Origin of the sequence: Streptomyces sp. NPDC001594 (assembly GCF_042893675.1) — a bacterium.
Taxonomy (GTDB): domain Bacteria; phylum Actinomycetota; class Actinomycetes; order Streptomycetales; family Streptomycetaceae; genus Streptomyces.
The window spans coordinates 48,058-64,945 of record NZ_JBIAVB010000004.1 but is presented as its reverse complement, the minus strand read 5'-3'; the positions used below and the strand labels follow the sequence as shown (position 1 = coordinate 64,945).

The window sequence follows — 16,888 nt, the reverse complement described above, 5'->3', positions numbered from 1 at the left end:
AGCTCGGGTCAATGGGTCACACGCTGTGGGGAGCGTCGACTCACGAGCACACACGACGGGACCGGATTTCGCTGTCAGGGGTGTCAGCGGGGGACGGGCCCACATCATCGACAGTGACTCCTGAGGAGGCTATTACCCATGCGCGGAGCAACGAGCGCCAAGTGGGTCGTGGGTGCGGTCATCGTGGCGATGGCCGCGACCGCATGCAGCAGCAACGACGCGGGCAGCAAGGACGCCGCCAAGGGCGGCACGTTCCGCCTCGGCATCACCGAGCCCACCGCGATCGACCCGTTCAACTCCCAGGAGTCCGAGGGCGCGCTCATCACGCACAACCTCTTCACGGGTCTGTACAGCGCCACGGTCGACGGCAAGCTGAAGCCCGAACTCGCCGAGTCGGTCCAGACCAGCGACGACGGCAAGACCTGGACCTTCAAGATCAAGCAGGGCACGAAGTTCTCGAACGGCGAGGCCGTCGACGCCGAGTCCTTCGTCCGCGGCTGGACCCGTGTGGTCGCCAAGGACTCCGCCTCCGACGTCGCCTACCCGTTCGCGGGCATCAACGGCTACAAGGAGCTCAACACCGGCACCGCGACCACCTTCGCCGGTGTGACCGCTCCGGACGCGAGCACCCTCAAGGTCGAGCTGTCCGAGGCCGACTTCGAGTTCGACAAGAAGACCGTGCACCAGGCCTTCAGCCCGGTCCCGAAGGCCGCCGGCGCCGCCAGCAACAAGGCGTACAACGACGCGCCCATCGGCAACGGCCCCTTCAAGATGGAGGGTTCGTGGCAGCACAACAAGTCCATCACCCTCGTCCGTAACGACGACTACGGCCTGGAGAAGGCCAAGCTCGCCAAGGTCGAGATCTCGATCCTGAACTCGGCCAACGGCTCCACCCTGGAGTACCAGGGCTTCCAGTCGGGCCAGTTCGACTGGGCGCGTATGCCCACGCCGCAGCAGCCGGTGGCGAAGGCCAAGTACTCGCCCATGAAGAAGTGGATCGAGGCCGACACCAGCGGTGTCAACTACCTGGTCGCCTTCAACCAGACCGCGCCGCTGAACAACCCCGACGCCCGCAAGGCGATCTCCTACGCGATCGACCGCGAGGCCATCGCCAAGGGTGTCTTCCAGGGCATGCAGAAGCCGGCCACCTCGGTCCTGCCGCCGTCCTTCGCGGACACCTACCAGGACGGCGTCTGCTCCTCCTGCGTCAAGCAGGACAAGGAGAAGGCCAAGCAGTACGCGGAGAAGGGCGGCCTGAAGCCGGGCACCGTCCTCGACTTCGGCTACAACACCGGCGCCGGCCACGAAGAGTGGGTCCAGGCCGTCGCGCAGCAGCTGAAGGACGTCCTCGGCCTCGACGTCAAGCTGAACGGCAAGCCGTTCAAGGAGGCCCTGGCCCAGCAGCAGGACAAGGCGACCGGTGGCATCTGGCGCTCGGCGTGGGGCGCGGACTACCCGACCCCGGACAACTTCCTGTACCCGCTCCTCGACTCGGGTTCGATCAACGAGGACCCGGCGACGGGCAAGGCGGCCGGTGACAACCGCGGCCGTTACAACAACCCGAAGTTCGACGAGCTGATCACCAAGGCCCGCGGCACCAAGGACCCGGCGGCCCGCGCCGCGGTCTACAAGGAGGCCGAGAAGCTCGCGGTCGACGACGAGCAGGGTCTCATCCCGCTGTGGAAGCGCACCCAGTTCCGCCTCGCGGCCACGGACAAGTTCAACAACATCCAGCTGGACTTCTTCGAGGACCCGAACCTCGCTGAGATCTCGGCCAAGTAAGAGCCTCCTCAACAACAGGTAGGCGAAGGTCGTGGGGGCCCGAGTTACTTCTCCGGTCCCCACGGCCTTCGCTCAGTCCCGGGCGCACCCCTCTCTCTTGTCGATCCGCGCCCGGATGCGGCCAATCTCCCGATCGGATGATGCCGCCAACCCCCACGCTCGGTATGTAAAGGAGGCATCGTGGGAAGGTATGTGATCCGGCGGCTCGGACAGATGGTTGTCGTTCTCTTCGGTGCGACGGTTATTCTCTTCTGCTGTCTTTTCGTGCTCCCCGGCGACCCTGTGGGTTCGCTCGGTGGTGACAAGGCCCGCGACCCGGCCGTCGTCGAAGCGCTCCGCGAGCGCTACGGACTCAACGACCCGCTGCCCGTGCAGTACGGGAACTTCGTCAAGAACCTCGCGCAGGGTGACCTGGGTGAGGACTACACCCAGCGCCGGCCGGTGACCGAGGTCCTCGCGCCGAAGCTCACGAACACCGCTGAGCTCGCGCTGGCCGCCATCGTCCTGGACATCCTGATCGGCCTGCTGGCGGGTCTGATCGCCGCGCTGTTCAGATACTCGTTCTGGGACGTGTTGATCACGCTCCTGACCACGATGGCCGTCGGCTTCCCGTCCTTCGTGATCGGCATGGTGCTCCAGAAGGTCTTCGTGGTCCAGTTCCAGTGGGTCCCGCTGATCTCCGACGGCACGGTGAAGTCGCTGATCCTGCCCGCCTTCACGCTGGCGATCCTCGACGCCGCCCTCGTGGCCCGGCTCATGCGCGGCACCATGCTGGAGGTGCTGCGGGCCGACTACGTCAAGACGGCCGTCGCCAAGGGTCTGCCGCGGCGGACCGTGCTCGTCAAGCACGTCATGCGCAACTCGATCATCCCGGTCGTCACGTACCTGGGTATCTCCTTCGGCTCGCTGCTCGGTGGCGCCCTGATCACCGAGGCGATCTTCAACTGGGACGGCATCGGTCTCGCCCTGGTGCAGGCGGTGCAGCAGCAGAACAACCCGATCATCATCGGCGTGGTGAGCTTCGGCGTCGCCGTGTTCGTTCTGCTGAACCTCATCGTCGACCTCTTGTACGCGGTCCTCGACCCGCGCATCCGCCTCGCCTGATCCAGGCAGCCCGTTCTAGGAGTTACCCATGACCGAGCTCACCAAGAGCACATCGGTGGCGGGGGACGCGACCGCACCGGCGCAGGCCGCGAACGCGGAGGCCGAACCGGCCGTCGCCCGCGTGACCCAGTGGGGCGAGATCCGCCACCGCTTCCTCGCCAACAGGCTGGCCGTCGTCGGCCTCGGCCTCGTCCTGCTGCTGTTCCTCACCGCGGCCTTCGCTCCGCTGATCGCCCCGCAGGATCCGCTGGCCCAGGACCTGAACAACACCCTTCAGGAGCCGGGCAACGGCCACCTGCTGGGTACCGACGCGCTGGGCCGCGACCAGTTCTCCCGCATCATCTACGGCACCCGCATCGCCGTGGAGATCGGTCTCGCGTCGATCTTCCTGGCGTGCCTCATCGGCATCGTCATCGGCGCGCTGGCCGGATACTTCGGCCGCGCCACCGACTCGGTGCTGATGCGCATCGCCGACGTCTTCTTCGCCTTCCCGCTGCTGATCGGCGCCATCGTCATCATCATCGCGATGGGCCGGGGCGTGATGCCGGTGATCATCTCGCTGGCCGTCTTCTCGTGGCCGACGGTCTCCCGTCTGCTGCGCAGCTCGATCCTGTCGGTCCGTGAGGCCGACTACGTGCTGGCCGCCCGCGCCCTGGGCGCGGACACCCGCCGGATCATCGTGCGGCACATCATCCCCAACTCCATCGCCGCGGTGATGGCCTACGCCGCGTTCAGCGTCGGCGGCGCCATCGTGGCCGAGGCCTCGCTGTCCTTCCTGGGCGTGGGCGTCAGCCCCGAGATCCCGGAGTGGGGCAACATGCTCGCCGCCTCCAAGGACTTCATGGGGGTCAAGGACTTCCTGTGGACCTACCCCAGCATCGCGATCGTGCTGACGGTCCTTGGCTTCGTATTCGTCGGCGACGGGCTCCGCGACGCCCTCGACCCGAAGCTGCGCTAGAAGGGCGGCACCACCGAAATGACTGCTTCAAGCACCACCGCAGACGCGTCCCGTCCGAAGGCCGGCGACGCCGAGGCGCCCGTTCTCGAAGTGCGCGACCTGCACGTCGAGTTCGCGACCCGTGAAGGCGTCGTCAAGGCCGTCAACGGCGTCAACTACAGCGTCTCCTCCGGCGAGACCCTGGCCGTGCTCGGCGAGTCCGGTTCCGGCAAGTCCGTGACCGCGCAGGCGATCATGGGCATCCTCGACTCGCCCCCCGGGCGGGTCGCCAAGGGCGAGATCCTCTTCCGCGGCGAGGACATCCTCAAGCTGCCGGAGAACGAGCGGCGCAAGCTGCGCGGCCCGAAGATGGCGATGATCTTCCAGGACGCGCTGTCCGCCCTGAACCCGGTCTTCTCCGTCGGCAACCAGCTGGGCGAGATGTTCCGCGTCCACCAGGGCATGTCGAAGAAGGACGCCAAGGCCAAGGCCATCGAGCTCATGGACCGGGTGAAGATCCCCGCGGCCAAGAGCCGGGTCGACGACTACCCGCACCAGTTCTCGGGCGGTATGCGCCAGCGCATCATGATCGCGATGGCGCTCGCCCTGGAGCCGGACCTGATCATCGCGGACGAGCCCACCACGGCGCTCGACGTGACGGTCCAGGCCCAGGTCATGGACCTGCTGGCCGACCTGCAGCGCGAGTACAACATGGGTCTGATCCTGATCACCCACGACCTCGGCGTCGTCGCCGACGTCGCGGACAAGATCGCCGTGATGTACGCCGGCCGCATCGTCGAGCAGGCCCCCGTCCACGAGCTGTACAAGCGCCCCGCGCACCCGTACACCCGTGGTCTGCTGGACTCGATCCCGCGCCTGGACCAGAAGGGCCAGGAGCTCTACGCGATCAAGGGTCTGCCGCCCAACCTGCTCAAGGCCCCCTCGGGCTGCGCCTTCAACCCGCGCTGTCCCAAGGCGCAGGACATCTGCCGCACCGAGATGCCGCCCCTGCTCCAGGTGACCGAGCAGGACGGCACCGAGCTGGCCGGCCGTGCCAGCGCCTGCCACTTCCGCGAGGAGCAGCTCCATGGCTGAGTTCGACAAGAAGGATGACGCCGTGGACGCCACCCCCGGCATCAGCGAGGTCGAGGTCGTCGAGGCGGCGACCGAGACGGCGGCCGTGGCCGCCATCGAGGCGCCCGTCGAGCGCGGCGAGCCGATCCTGCAGGTGCGCAACCTGGTCAAGCACTTCCCGCTGACCCAGGGCATCCTGTTCAAGAAGCAGATCGGCGCCGTCCGCGCGGTCGACGGGATCTCCTTCGACCTGCACCAGGGCGAGACCCTCGGCATCGTCGGCGAGTCCGGCTGTGGCAAGTCCACGGTCGCCAAGCTGCTGATGCTGCTGGAGACGGCGACGTCCGGCGAGGTCTTCTACAAGGGCCAGGACATCACCAAGCTGTCGGGCAAGGCCCTCAAGGCCGTGCGCCGCAACATCCAGATGGTGTTCCAGGACCCGTACACCTCGCTGAACCCGCGCATGACGGTCGGCGACATCATCGGCGAGCCCTTCGAGATCCACCCCGAGGTGGCCCCGAAGGGCGACCGTCGGCGCAAGGTCCAGGAGCTCCTGGACGTCGTCGGCCTGAACCCGGAGTACATCAACCGCTACCCGCACCAGTTCTCCGGCGGCCAGCGCCAGCGCATCGGCATCGCCCGCGGCCTCGCGCTCCAGCCCGAGATCATCATCTGCGACGAGCCGGTCTCCGCGCTCGACGTGTCGGTGCAGGCGCAGGTCATCAACCTGATGGCGAAGCTGCAGGACGAGTTCAACCTGTCCTACATCTTCATCGCGCACGACCTCTCGATCGTCCGGCACATCTCGGACCGCGTGGGCGTCATGTACCTGGGCAAGATGGCGGAGATCGGCACCGACGAGCAGATCTACGACCACCCCACCCACCCGTACACCCAGGCGCTGCTCTCCGCGGTGCCGGTGCCGGACCCGGCGGCCCGTGAGGGCCGCGAGCGGATCATCCTGACCGGTGACGTCCCGTCGCCGGCCAACCCGCCGTCGGGCTGCCGCTTCCGCACCCGCTGCTGGAAGGCGCAGGACATCTGCTCCACCGAGGTCCCGCTGCTGGCCGTCCCCGAGCGCTTCCAGGGTGAGGACACCCCGGCCGCGCACGAGTCCGCGTGCCACTTCGCCGAGGAGAAGACGGTCCTGCCCGTCTGATCCCCCGCGCGCACCCCACCGGGCACGGCCGTTCGCGGCCGTGCCCGGTGGGCTTTCCGGGGCCCGGAGGGCGGCCCCGTACCGGCTCGGTAACGTGACCGCTCAGGTATGTTCTATGGGTCCGGGCGTCCCCGAGGATGGCCCCAACGAGCTCGCGTCTCGGGTCAAGCGCTGTGGGGAGCGTCGGCTCACGAGCACACCGACAGTGACTCCTGAGGAGGCAATTTCCCATGCGTGGAGCAACCCGCGCCCGTTGGGCCGCCGGCACCGTCGTGCTGGCGATGGCCATGACGGCCTGCGGCGGCGGGGACGACCCGTCGGCCGAGGGCCGGATGGGCGGCCACATCACCGTGCGGCTGAGCGAACCGCAGCACGGGCTGGTGGGCCAGAACACCGGCGAGTCCGAGGGCGCCGAGGTGCTGCACGCGCTGTTCACCGGTCTGGTCGCGTACGACAACAAGACCAGCGAGCCGAAGCTCGCGGTCGCCGAGTCCGTCGAGACGACGGACTCCAAGACCTGGACCATCAAGCTCAAGGACGGTTTCACCTTCCACAACGGCGAGAAGGTCGACGCGCAGTCCTTCGTCCGCGCCTGGAACTGGGGGGCCAACCAGGAGAACGGCGCCGAGGCGATGGGCTTCTTCTCCAAGATCGAGGGCTCCGAGGAGCTGGCTCCCGGCAAGGGGAAGACCCCCACCGCCAAGGAGCTCAAGGGTCTCAAGGTCGTCGACAGCAAGACCTTCGTGGTCACGCTGAAGGCGCCGTTCTCCCAGTTCAAGACCATGCTGGGCTACAACGCCTTCTACCCGCTGCCCAAGGCCTTCGAGGCGGACCCGCAGAAGTTCGGCGAGGCGCCGATCGGCAACGGCCCGTTCCAGATGGACGGCACGTGGGAGCACAACAAGCAGATCAAGGTCAAGAAGTACGCGAAGTACCCGAGCGACGGCCGCGCCAAGCTCGACGGCGTCACCTTCAAGATCTACGGCAACCTCGACGCCGCCTACGCCGACCTCCAGGCGGGCAAGCTGCAGATAGTCGACAAGCTGCCGGTCACCGCGCTGCCCACCGTCTCCCAGGAGTTCGGCGAGCGCTACATCTACAAGCCCGAGGCCTCCATCGGCTACATCGGCCTGCCGCTCGAGGCGAACTCCGAGGCCTTCGGCAAGCCCGACGTCCGCAAGGCGATCTCGATGGCCATCGACCGGGACGCCATCGCCAAGAGCATCTTCAACGGCACCCGCAAGCCGGCCGACGACTTCATCAGCCCCATCGTCCCCGGCTACCGCAAGGGCGCCCTGGGCGAGGCCGGGACCTTCAACCCGGTCAAGGCCAAGGAGCTGCTCCAGCGCGCCGGGGGCATCCCCGGCAACAGGATGGAACTCGGCTACGACGCCGACAGCGACAACAAGGAGTGGATCGAGGCCGTCGCCGCCCAGCTGAAGACCAACCTGGGCATCGAGGTCACCCCCAAGCCGTTCCCGAAGGCCGGAGACCTGCTGAACGCGCTGGGGGCCCAGCGGTTCGAGGGCGCCTTCCGCACCGGCTGGGCCATGGACTACCCGGCGGCCGAGGACTACCTGCGGCCGGTGTTCTCCAAGGAGGCCATCGCCAACGGCTCCAACTACGGGCACTACAAGAGCGAGGAGTTCGAGGCGGCCCTCGCCGCGGCCGACCGATCCACCGACCCCGCCGACAGCACGAAGCTCTACCAGAAGGCCGACGACATCGTCATCCGGGACCTCCCGTACATCCCGGTCTTCACGTACATGTCCGCCGCCGCCTACACCAAGGCCGTGACCCACGTCGAGGTCGACGCCCAGGGCCGCATGGACCTCGCCAACGTCCAGATCACCTGAGGCACGGACCCGTTCCCGCCGCCCGCCCCCGGCCGCCCCGCGCGGTCCGGGGGCGGCCCGGTTGCGGGCAAACCGCTTGCGGGCGGCCGCCGCGGCCGCCGAGAGTGGGCCGATGGCCACCGACACGCTGACCGTCCGCCCGGCCGGCCCCGGGGACGCCCGGGACATCTGCGCCCTCCTCAACGCCGTCGACCTCGTCGAGATCGGCAGGCCCGAAACCGACCTCGGCACCGTCGAGGCCGACCTCAACCACCCCGACGTCGACCTCGCCACCGACTCCTGGCTCGCCTTCGAGGGCGGCCGCCTCGTCGCCTACGCCCTCGTCTGGGCCGACTCCGGACCCGGCAGGATCGACGGCGACCACTACGTCCTGCCCGGCCACCACCGGGCCGCGACGGCGCTCCTGCACCGGATGGAGGCCCGGGCCCGCCGGATGGCCTCCGGCACCGGACCGGGCGCCCGCCTGCGCCTCCAGCTCAACGTCCGCCCCACCCTCGACCTCACCCTCCTCACCGGCCGCGGCTACCGCAGCGTCCGCCGCTACCAGGTGATGACCCGCGCCCTGGGCCCCGCCGACCAGCCGCCCGCGCCGCCCGCCGGCCTCGTGCTGCGCGACTGCGCCGCCGACGAGGCCGACCGCCGCCGTGCCCACGCCCTGGTCGAGGAGACCTTCGCCGCCCACTTCGGACACGCCGAGCGCGACTACGAGGCCTGGCTGGACCACGTGGACGGCCGCCGCCTCGACTGGTCCCTGGTCTGGATCGCGAGCCTCCCCGGCCAGGGCGACACGGCCGTCCTCGTCACCCGCGACGACCGCACCAGCATGGGCTGGGTCAGCCACATCGGCGTGCGGAAGGAGGCCCGCGGCCGGGGCGTCGGCTCCCACCTCCTGCGCCACGCCTTCGCCGCCTACGCGGCCCGCGGCCGCGCCACCCTGGGCCTGGGCGTGGACACCCTCAACGAGACCGGCGCCCTGGCCCTCTACGAGGCGCACGGCATGACCCTGCACTACGCGGTCGACACCTGGGAGCTCATGTTGCACCCCCAGGGGTGACAGCCGGGGGACGCGAGGGTGCAAAACGGCCAACCGAGGGTGAAACCAGTCCTACATAAGGTGACATTGCCCCTAAGTGAGTCTTGGGACCCCTTAGGAGGCAGTCCATGCGCGGAGCCACCCACGCCCAGTGGGCCGCATGTGCGGTGGCCGTCGCCCTCGCGGCGACGGCCTGCGGCGGCGGGAGCGACAGCGGCGGGGGCGGCGCGGCCGGGATCGTCAGCTCCTCCTGGGGCGACCCGCAGAACCCGCTGGAGCCGGCCAACACCAACGAGGTGCAGGGCGGCAAGGTCCTCGACATGCTCTTCCGCGGCCTCAAGCGCTACGACGCCAAGACGGGCGAGGCCCGCGACATGGTCGCCGAGAAGATCGAGACCACCGACAGCCAGAACTTCACGATCACCCTGAAGGACGGCTGGAAGTTCAGCAACGACGAGCCGGTCACCGCCCAGTCCTTCGTCGACGCCTGGAACTACGCGGCGGACGTGCGCAACAAGCAGAACAACGCCACCTTCTTCGCCGGCATCGCCGGCTACGACGACGTCCACCCCGCCTCCGGCGAGCCCAAGGCCAAGACGATGTCCGGCCTGGTGGTCAAGGACCCCAAGACCTTCACCGTCGCCCTGAAGTCGAAGTTCTCCACCTGGCCCGAGACCCTCGGCTACCAGGCCTTCTCCCCGCTGCCCAAGGCCTTCTTCACCGACCACTCCGGCTGGCTGAACAAGCCGGTCGGCAACGGCCCGTACACGGTGGACTCCTACACCAAGGGCACCGGCATGAAGCTGCGCAAGTGGGACGGCTACCCCGGGGCGGACAAGGCGCAGAACGGCGGCGTGGACCTCAAGGTCTACACCGACAACAACACCGCCTACACGGACCTGATCTCCGGCAACCTCGACCTCGTCGACGACGTCCCCGCGCAGCAGCTGAAGAACGTCAAGAACGACCTCGGCGACCGCTACATCAACCAGCCGGCCCTCATCCTCCAGACCCTCACCTTCCCGCTCTACGACCCGCAGTGGAGCAAGGAGGGCATGGACAAGGTCCGCCGCGGCATCTCCATGGCGATCAACCGCGACGAGATCACCGAGCAGATCTTCCGCGAGACCCGCACCCCGGCCAAGGACTGGACCTCGCCCGCCCTCGGCGACAAGGGCGGCTTCAAGTCCACGCTCTGCGGCGACGCCTGCAAGTTCAACCCCGCCGAGGCCAAGAAGCTCATCCAGGAGGCCGGCGGCCTGCCCGGCGGCAAGATGACCCTCACCTCGAACGTGGACACCGGCTCCCACCGCGACTGGATGGAAGCCGTCTGCAACAGCGTCAACAACGCCCTGGGCGAGGGCCCCGTCTGCACCGTCAACCCCATCGGCACCTTCGCCGACTTCCGCAACCAGGAGAGCGCCTTCAAGCTGACCGGCCCCTTCCGCTCCGGCTGGCAGGCCGACTACCCGCTCATCCAGAACTTCCTCCAGCCGCTCTACTACACCGGCGCCTCCTCCAACTACGGCAAGTTCAGCAGCCCGGAGTTCGACAAGCTCGTCGACGAGGCCAACCAGGAGAGCGACACCGCCAAGGCGATCGGCAAGTTCCAGGACGCCGAGAAGGTCCTCGCCGAGCAGATGCCCTCCATCCCCCTCTGGTACCAGAACGGCAGCGCCGGCCACTCCGAGCGGACCTCCGACGTCGCCCTGAACCAGTTCAGCGTCCCCGTCTACAACGAGATCAAGGTCAGCTGACCCCGCCGCCGAGCCCGACACCCTGGAGCATCCATGGGACGTTACGTGATCCGGCGGCTGCTCCAGATGATCCCCGTGTTCATCGGCAGCACCTTCCTGATCTTCTTCATGGTCTACGCGCTGGGCGACCCGGTGGCGGCCCTCTTCGGGGACAAGGCCCCCGACCCCGCCACCGTCGCCCGCATCCGCAAGGACCTCTACCTCGACCGCCCCCTGTGGGAGCAGTACGTCCACTACATGGGCCAGATCTTCCAGGGCGACTTCGGCACGGCCTTCAACGGCCAGAAGGTCACCGAGCTGATGGGCACCGCCTTCCCCGTCACCCTCCGGCTGACCTGCGTCGCGATCCTCATCGAGATCCTCGTCGGCATCACCCTCGGCGTGATCGGCGGACTGCGCCGGGGCAAGGCCGTCGACACCAGCCTGCTGGTGGCCACCCTCATCGTCATCTCCGTGCCCACCTTCGTCACCGGGTACGTGCTCCAGTTCCTCTTCGGCGTCAAATGGGGCTGGGTCCGGCCCACCGTCTCCGCGGACGCCCGCTTCGACGAGCTGATCCTGCCCGGCCTCGTCCTCGCCCTGGTCTCCCTCGCCTACGTCACCCGGCTCTCGCGGACCTCCATCGCCGAGAACGTCAAGGCCGACTACGTCCGCACCGCCGTCGCCAAGGGCCTGCCGCGGCGCCGGGTCGTCACCCGCCACCTGCTGCGCAACTCCCTCATCCCGGTGGTCACCTTCATCGGCACCGACATCGGCGCCCTGATGGGCGGGGCCATCATCACCGAGCGGATCTTCAACATCAAAGGCGTCGGCTACCAGCTCTACCAGGGCATCCTGCGCGGCAACTCGCCCACCGTCGTGGGCTTCGTGACCATCCTCGTCATCGTCTTCCTGGTGGCGAACCTGCTCGTCGACCTGCTCTACGCGGTCCTGGACCCGAGGATCCGCTATGCCTGAACCCGAGCCGCAGCCGCCCTACGACCCGCTGAAGCCGGGCGAGCACGAGGCCATCGCCCCGACCGGACAGGGAGGCGCCATGGACCTCGCGCTGGAGGAGGCCGAAAGCCTGGAACAGCCCCTCGACCCCGGCTCCGCCGGCCCCCGCGAGCGGGCCCGCTCCCTGTGGTCCGACGCCTGGCACCAGCTGCGCCGAAACCCCGTCTTCATCCTCTCCGCCCTGCTGATCCTCTTCCTCGTGGTCATCTCGATCTGGCCCCAGCTCATCGCCGGCGGCGACCCGCTCCACTGCGAGCTGTCCAAGTCCCAGCAGGGCCCCGCCCCCGGGCATCCCTTCGGCTACGACACCCAGGGCTGCGACGTCTACACCCGCACCGTCCACGGGGCCCGCGCCTCCATCACCGTCGGCATCTGCGCCACCCTGGGCGCCGCCCTGCTGGGCTCCGCGCTCGGCGGACTCGCCGGGTTCTTCGGCGGCTGGGGCGACGCCCTGCTCTCCCGGGTCGCCGACATCTTCTTCGGGATCCCGGTCGTCCTCGGCGGCCTCGTGTTCCTCTCCGTGGTCACCAGCACCACCGTCTGGCCCGTGGTCGGTTTCATCGTGCTGCTCGGCTGGCCGCAGCTCGCCCGCATCGCCCGCGGCTCGGTGATCACCGTCAAACAGAACGACTACGTCCAGGCCGCCCGGGCCCTCGGCGCCGGCAACACCCGCATGCTGCTGCGGCACGTCGCCCCGAACGCCGTCGCCCCGGTCATCGTCGTCGCCACCATCGCGCTGGGCACCTACATCTCCCTGGAGGCCACCCTCTCCTTCCTCGGAGTCGGCCTGCGCCCGCCCACCGTCTCCTGGGGCATCGACATCTCCAACGCCGCCTCCCAGATCCGCAACGCCCCGCACATGCTGCTCTGGCCGGCCGGCGCCCTGAGCCTGACCGTGCTCGCCTTCATCATGCTCGGCGACGCCGTGCGCGACGCCCTCGACCCCAAGCTGCGCTGAGGAGTGAGCCGCCAGATGCTGCTCGAAGTCCGGGACCTGCACGTGGAGTTCACCACCCGCGACGGGATCGCCAAGGCCGTCAACGGGGTGACCTACTCGGTGGACGAGGGCGAGACCCTCGCCGTGCTCGGCGAGTCCGGTTCCGGGAAATCGGTGACGGCCCAGGCCGTGATGGGGATCCTCGACACGCCGCCCGGCCGGATCGCGGGCGGACAGATCCTCTTCAAGGGCAAGGACCTGCTGAAGACGAAGGAGGAGGAGCGCAGGAGGATCCGCGGCGCCGAGATGGCGATGATCTTCCAGGACGCCCTGTCCTCCCTCAACCCCGTCCTCACGGTCGGCGCCCAGCTCGGCGAGATGTACGAGGTCCACCGCGGGATGTCCCGCAAGGACTCCCGCGCCAAGGCCGTCGAGCTGATGGACCGGGTGAGGATCCCGGCCGCCCGCCAGCGCGTGGGCGACTACCCGCACCAGTTCTCCGGCGGCATGCGCCAGCGCATCATGATCGCCATGGCGCTGGCCCTGGAACCCTCCCTGATCATCGCCGACGAGCCCACCACCGCCCTCGACGTGACCGTCCAGGCCCAGGTCATGGACCTGCTCGCCGAGCTCCAGCGCGAGCTCGCCATGGGCCTGATCCTGATCACCCACGACCTCGGCGTCGTCGCCGACGTGGCCGACAAGATCGCCGTCATGTACGCGGGCCGGATCGTCGAGTCCGCCCCCGTCCACGCCCTGTACGCCGCACCCGCCCACCCCTACACCCGGGGCCTGCTCGACTCGATCCCGCGCCTGGACCAGAAGGGCCGGGAGCTCTACGCCATCAAGGGCCTGCCCCCGAACCTGCTGGCCATCCCGCCCGGCTGCGCCTTCAACCCGCGCTGCCCCATGGCCCGCCCCGTCTGCCGGACCGAGGTCCCGCCGCTGGCCGAGGTCGGCCCCGACCGGGCCAGCGCCTGCTTCTTCTGGAAGGAGTGCCTCGGTGCCTGAGCCCCTCCTGGAGGTCCGCGGCCTCGTCAAGCACTACCCCCTCACCCAGGGCGTCCTCTTCAAGAAGCAGGTCGGCGCGGTCAAGGCCGTAGACGGGGTCTCCTTCGGCCTCGCGGCCGGCGAGACCCTCGGCATCGTCGGCGAGTCCGGCTGCGGGAAGTCGACCGTCGCCAAGATGCTGGTCCACCTGGAACGCCCGACCGCCGGCGCCATCTCGTACAAGGGCGAGGACATCACGAAGCTGTCGGGCAAGGCCCTCAAGGCCGTGCGCCGCAACATCCAGATGGTCTTCCAGGACCCGTACACCTCGCTGAACCCGCGCATGACGGTCGGCGACATCATCGGCGAACCGTACGAGATCCACCCCGAGGCGGCCCCCAAGGGCGACCGGCGGCGCAGGGTCCAGGAGCTCCTGGACGTGGTCGGCCTGAACCCGGAGTACGTCAACCGCTACCCGCACCAGTTCTCCGGCGGCCAGCGCCAGCGCATCGGCATCGCCCGCGGCCTCGCCCTGCGGCCGGAGGTCATCGTCGCCGACGAGCCGGTCTCCGCGCTCGACGTCTCCGTCCAGGCCCAGGTCGTCAACCTCCTCGCGCGCCTCCAGGCCGACTTCGGCCTCTCCTACGTCTTCATCGCGCACGACCTGTCCATCGTCCGGCACATCTCCGACCGGGTCGCGGTCATGTACCTGGGCCGGGTCGTCGAGACCGGCACCGACACCCAGATCTACGAACACCCCACCCACCCCTACACCCAGGCCCTGCTCTCCGCCGTGCCCGTACCCGACCCCGAGGCCCGCGCCCACCGGGACCGGATCCTGCTCTCCGGCGACGTGCCCTCCCCGGCCGACCCGCCCTCGGGCTGCCCCTTCCGCACCCGCTGCTGGAAGGCCGAATCCCGCTGCGCCACGGAGGTGCCGCCGCTGGCCGTCCCGCCGGTCTTCCCCAGCGGTCCGGCGGCCCATCCGTCGGCCTGTCACTTCGCGGCGGAGCGGCAGGTGGTCCCGCCGCCCGGGGAACTGGCGCCCCCGCCGGCCCCGCTGACGGAGGAGTAGGGGGCGGGCTGGAAAACGCTGTAAGGACCGATCATTTCCAGCCACCCCGCAAGGTCCCCACGGAGGGGGCCGTTTGGGCTCCAACCCGGCGTAATCGAGGGTGACTTGACCGATTCTGCCCCGAGTTCCCGTTCCGGCCTGTGGGGCGGGATAAGGCCGTAGGGGCGCCGGTGGGCGCGCGGGCCTCCTCCGCGGCTCGTCCGCGCCCCCGGCCGTGCGCGGTATGCGCCCCTCGTGCTGCCGGAATTCGACCGATGCGCTGGTACGGATAGTTATGATCCGTAGCGCACGGTGGGTATGAATCGCCGAGCACGAGTACGCGTACCGATGTCCGCTCGACGTGGAGGTGAAACGCCGTGGCACTATCGATCTCGGCCGTGGTGCTGCTGGCGATCGTCGTCTTCCTTCTGGTCCGGAAGTCGGGGCTGAAGGCGGGCCACGCGTTCGTCTGCGTGCTGCTCGGGTTCTACCTGGCGAGTTCGACGGTGGCTCCCACCCTCAGTCAGCTCACCTCGAACGTGGCGAGCATGATCAGTGGCCTCAAGCTGTAGGGCGGCCTCGTAGGCTGGCCCCATGAACGGTCTTCCCGCCCGCCGTCTGCTCCTCGTGCACGCGCACCCGGACGACGAGTCGATCAACAACGGCGTCACCATGGCCAAGTACGCGGCCGAGGGCGCCCATGTCGCGTTGGTGACCTGCACCCTGGGCGAGGAGGGCGAGGTCATCCCGCCCGAGCTGGCCCACCTCGCGCCGGACCGCGACGACACCCTCGGCCCCTTCCGGGTCGGTGAGCTCGCCGCCGCCATGAAGGAGCTCGGGGTCGCCGACCACCGCTTCCTCGGCGGCGCCGGCCGGTTCCGCGACTCCGGGATGATGGGCGCCCCGCAGAACGCCCGGCCCGGTGCCTTCTGGGCCACCGGCGTGGACGAGGCCGCGGGCCACCTGGTCGCCGTCATCCGGGAGCTGCGCCCGCAGGTCCTGGTCACCTACGACCCGGACGGCGGCTACGGCCACCCGGACCACATCCAGGCCCACCGCGTCGCCATGCGCGGCGCCGAACTGGCCGCCGACCCCGCCTACCGGCCCGAGCTGGGCGCCCCGCACGCCATCGCGAAGGTCTACTGGAACCGGGTCCCGCTCTCCGCGGTCGAGGAGGGCTTCGCGCGGCTGCGCGAGCGGGGCGCCGCGCTGCCCTTCCCGGGCCTGGCGACCCCCGCCGACGTGCCGGGCGTGGTCCCCGACGGGCGGATCACCGCGGAGATCGCCGACGCCGAGGGCGAGCGGGTGCTGGCGGAGGCCAAGGCGGCCGCCATGCGGGCGCACGCCACCCAGATCGCCGTCGACGGGCCCTTCTTCGCCCTCTCCAACGACCTGGCCCAGCCGCTGTTCGCCCGCGAGTACTACGAGTTGGCCGTGGGGGAGTCGGGGGCTCCGGCCGGTGAGCGGGAGCGCGACCTCTTCGCGGGGGTGGAGGCGTGACCACGGCGCTGACGGCGGGGCGGATCGCCGCCCTGCTGGGCCTGCTCGTCGCGGGCACCGCCACCGGGCTGGCCGGCTGGCTCGTGGTGGACCTGTGGTTCCCGGCCGGGCTGGTGCTCGCCGTGCTGGCCCTCCTCGGGCTGTTCCTCGGCGCCCGGATCGCCCTCGGGGGCGGGCTCGGCGTGGGCGTCGCGGCGGCCGGCTGGTTCCTCTCGTACGTGCTCCTCGGTGTCCCGCGCCCCGAAGGGGACTTCCTGCTCGGTTCCTCCGGAATCGGTATGTACGCATACCTTTTGGGCGGGAGTGCGGTCGCTGTGATCTGCGCCACGATGCGCGGTCCCGTGGAACCACCGGTTTCGGCCCCGAAACCGCGCGGCTGACCGGCCGCTGAGCTCCCGCGCCCTCCGATCGGGGACGGGTTGCGGGGGTTTGACGGGCCCTCGGAGGAGGAACTGCGGAGGGTTAAGAGGAACCTTTCATTCCCCTGGGACAGTTGCGTGCGCGCGGCGGCCAGTATGGTGGACGGGCCGCCGAGCTGCCCGCGCACGGCACGCGGGCGGCGGAGCCAACCGGGAGAACCTGCCTTGAGTCGTGAAACCGACAGTTCGCCCCCCGGGCCCGTAGGGCACGGTGGAGCCGCCTACCCCTCGGGTACGCCGCCGTACGGAACCGGCCAGTCCGCGCCCACGTCCCTGCCGCCCCGGCCTGG

15 protein-coding genes are annotated in these 16,888 nt (G+C 69.4%); all 15 read left to right on the top strand.

Annotated elements, in window-relative coordinates; translation table 11 throughout:
* Positions 1 to 138: 138 nt before the first annotated feature.
* Positions 139 to 1,782, top strand: coding sequence for an ABC transporter substrate-binding protein (locus ACFY0O_RS09180; protein ID WP_388944704.1), 1,644 nt, complete (start codon positions 139 to 141; stop codon positions 1,780 to 1,782).
* Between the two features lie 180 nt (positions 1,783 to 1,962).
* Complete coding sequence (locus ACFY0O_RS09175) at positions 1,963 to 2,886, top strand: ABC transporter permease (protein WP_388944701.1); 924 nt, start codon at positions 1,963 to 1,965, stop codon at positions 2,884 to 2,886.
* A 28-nt stretch (positions 2,887 to 2,914) separates the two neighbouring features.
* Positions 2,915 to 3,844 (top strand): ABC transporter permease, encoded by a 930-nt coding sequence (locus ACFY0O_RS09170; protein WP_388944698.1) that lies wholly within the window; start codon positions 2,915 to 2,917, stop codon positions 3,842 to 3,844.
* An 18-nt stretch (positions 3,845 to 3,862) separates the two neighbouring features.
* Entirely contained in the window at positions 3,863 to 4,918 is a 1,056-nt protein-coding gene (locus ACFY0O_RS09165; RefSeq protein ID WP_388944695.1) for an ABC transporter ATP-binding protein, read from the top strand.
* On the top strand, positions 4,911 to 6,056 hold the full coding sequence (locus ACFY0O_RS09160; RefSeq protein WP_388944693.1) for an ABC transporter ATP-binding protein: 1,146 nt from the start codon (positions 4,911 to 4,913) through the stop codon (positions 6,054 to 6,056). The genes ACFY0O_RS09165 and ACFY0O_RS09160 overlap by 8 nt, the downstream gene beginning before the upstream one ends.
* Positions 6,057 to 6,286: 230 nt before the next feature.
* Positions 6,287 to 7,912: an ABC transporter substrate-binding protein gene (locus ACFY0O_RS09155; protein ID WP_388944690.1), complete on the top strand. Its 1,626-nt coding sequence runs from the start codon at positions 6,287 to 6,289 to the stop codon at positions 7,910 to 7,912.
* 112 nt (positions 7,913 to 8,024) lie between these two features.
* Complete coding sequence (locus tag ACFY0O_RS09150) at positions 8,025 to 8,966, top strand: GNAT family N-acetyltransferase (RefSeq protein ID WP_388944687.1); 942 nt, start codon at positions 8,025 to 8,027, stop codon at positions 8,964 to 8,966.
* A 107-nt stretch (positions 8,967 to 9,073) separates the two neighbouring features.
* A complete protein-coding gene (locus tag ACFY0O_RS09145) occupies positions 9,074 to 10,702 on the top strand; it encodes an ABC transporter substrate-binding protein (RefSeq protein WP_388944684.1) in 1,629 nt (542 codons plus the stop codon).
* Positions 10,703 to 10,735: 33 nt separating this feature from the next.
* The gene (locus tag ACFY0O_RS09140; protein ID WP_358894266.1) at positions 10,736 to 11,659 is read left to right on the top strand and encodes an ABC transporter permease; all 924 of its coding nucleotides are present in this window, start codon (positions 10,736 to 10,738) and stop codon (positions 11,657 to 11,659) included.
* A complete protein-coding gene (locus ACFY0O_RS09135) occupies positions 11,652 to 12,656 on the top strand; it encodes an ABC transporter permease (protein WP_358894267.1) in 1,005 nt (334 codons plus the stop codon). Before ACFY0O_RS09140 ends, ACFY0O_RS09135 begins: the two co-directional genes overlap by 8 nt.
* A 15-nt stretch (positions 12,657 to 12,671) precedes the next feature.
* Positions 12,672 to 13,646, top strand: coding sequence for an ABC transporter ATP-binding protein (locus ACFY0O_RS09130; protein WP_388944681.1), 975 nt, complete (start codon positions 12,672 to 12,674; stop codon positions 13,644 to 13,646).
* Positions 13,639 to 14,700 (top strand): ABC transporter ATP-binding protein, encoded by a 1,062-nt coding sequence (locus ACFY0O_RS09125; protein WP_388944678.1) that lies wholly within the window; start codon positions 13,639 to 13,641, stop codon positions 14,698 to 14,700. The genes ACFY0O_RS09130 and ACFY0O_RS09125 overlap by 8 nt, the downstream gene beginning before the upstream one ends.
* Before the next feature lie 356 nt (positions 14,701 to 15,056).
* On the top strand, positions 15,057 to 15,251 hold the full coding sequence (locus ACFY0O_RS09120) for a hypothetical protein (RefSeq protein WP_007266329.1): 195 nt from the start codon (positions 15,057 to 15,059) through the stop codon (positions 15,249 to 15,251).
* 22 nt (positions 15,252 to 15,273) lie between these two features.
* Complete coding sequence (gene mshB / locus ACFY0O_RS09115; protein ID WP_388944675.1) at positions 15,274 to 16,179, top strand: N-acetyl-1-D-myo-inositol-2-amino-2-deoxy-alpha-D-glucopyranoside deacetylase; 906 nt, start codon at positions 15,274 to 15,276, stop codon at positions 16,177 to 16,179.
* Entirely contained in the window at positions 16,176 to 16,559 is a 384-nt protein-coding gene (locus ACFY0O_RS09110; protein ID WP_388944672.1) for a DUF6113 family protein, read from the top strand. The genes mshB and ACFY0O_RS09110 overlap by 4 nt, the downstream gene beginning before the upstream one ends.
* Positions 16,560 to 16,888: the final 329 nt, after the last annotated feature.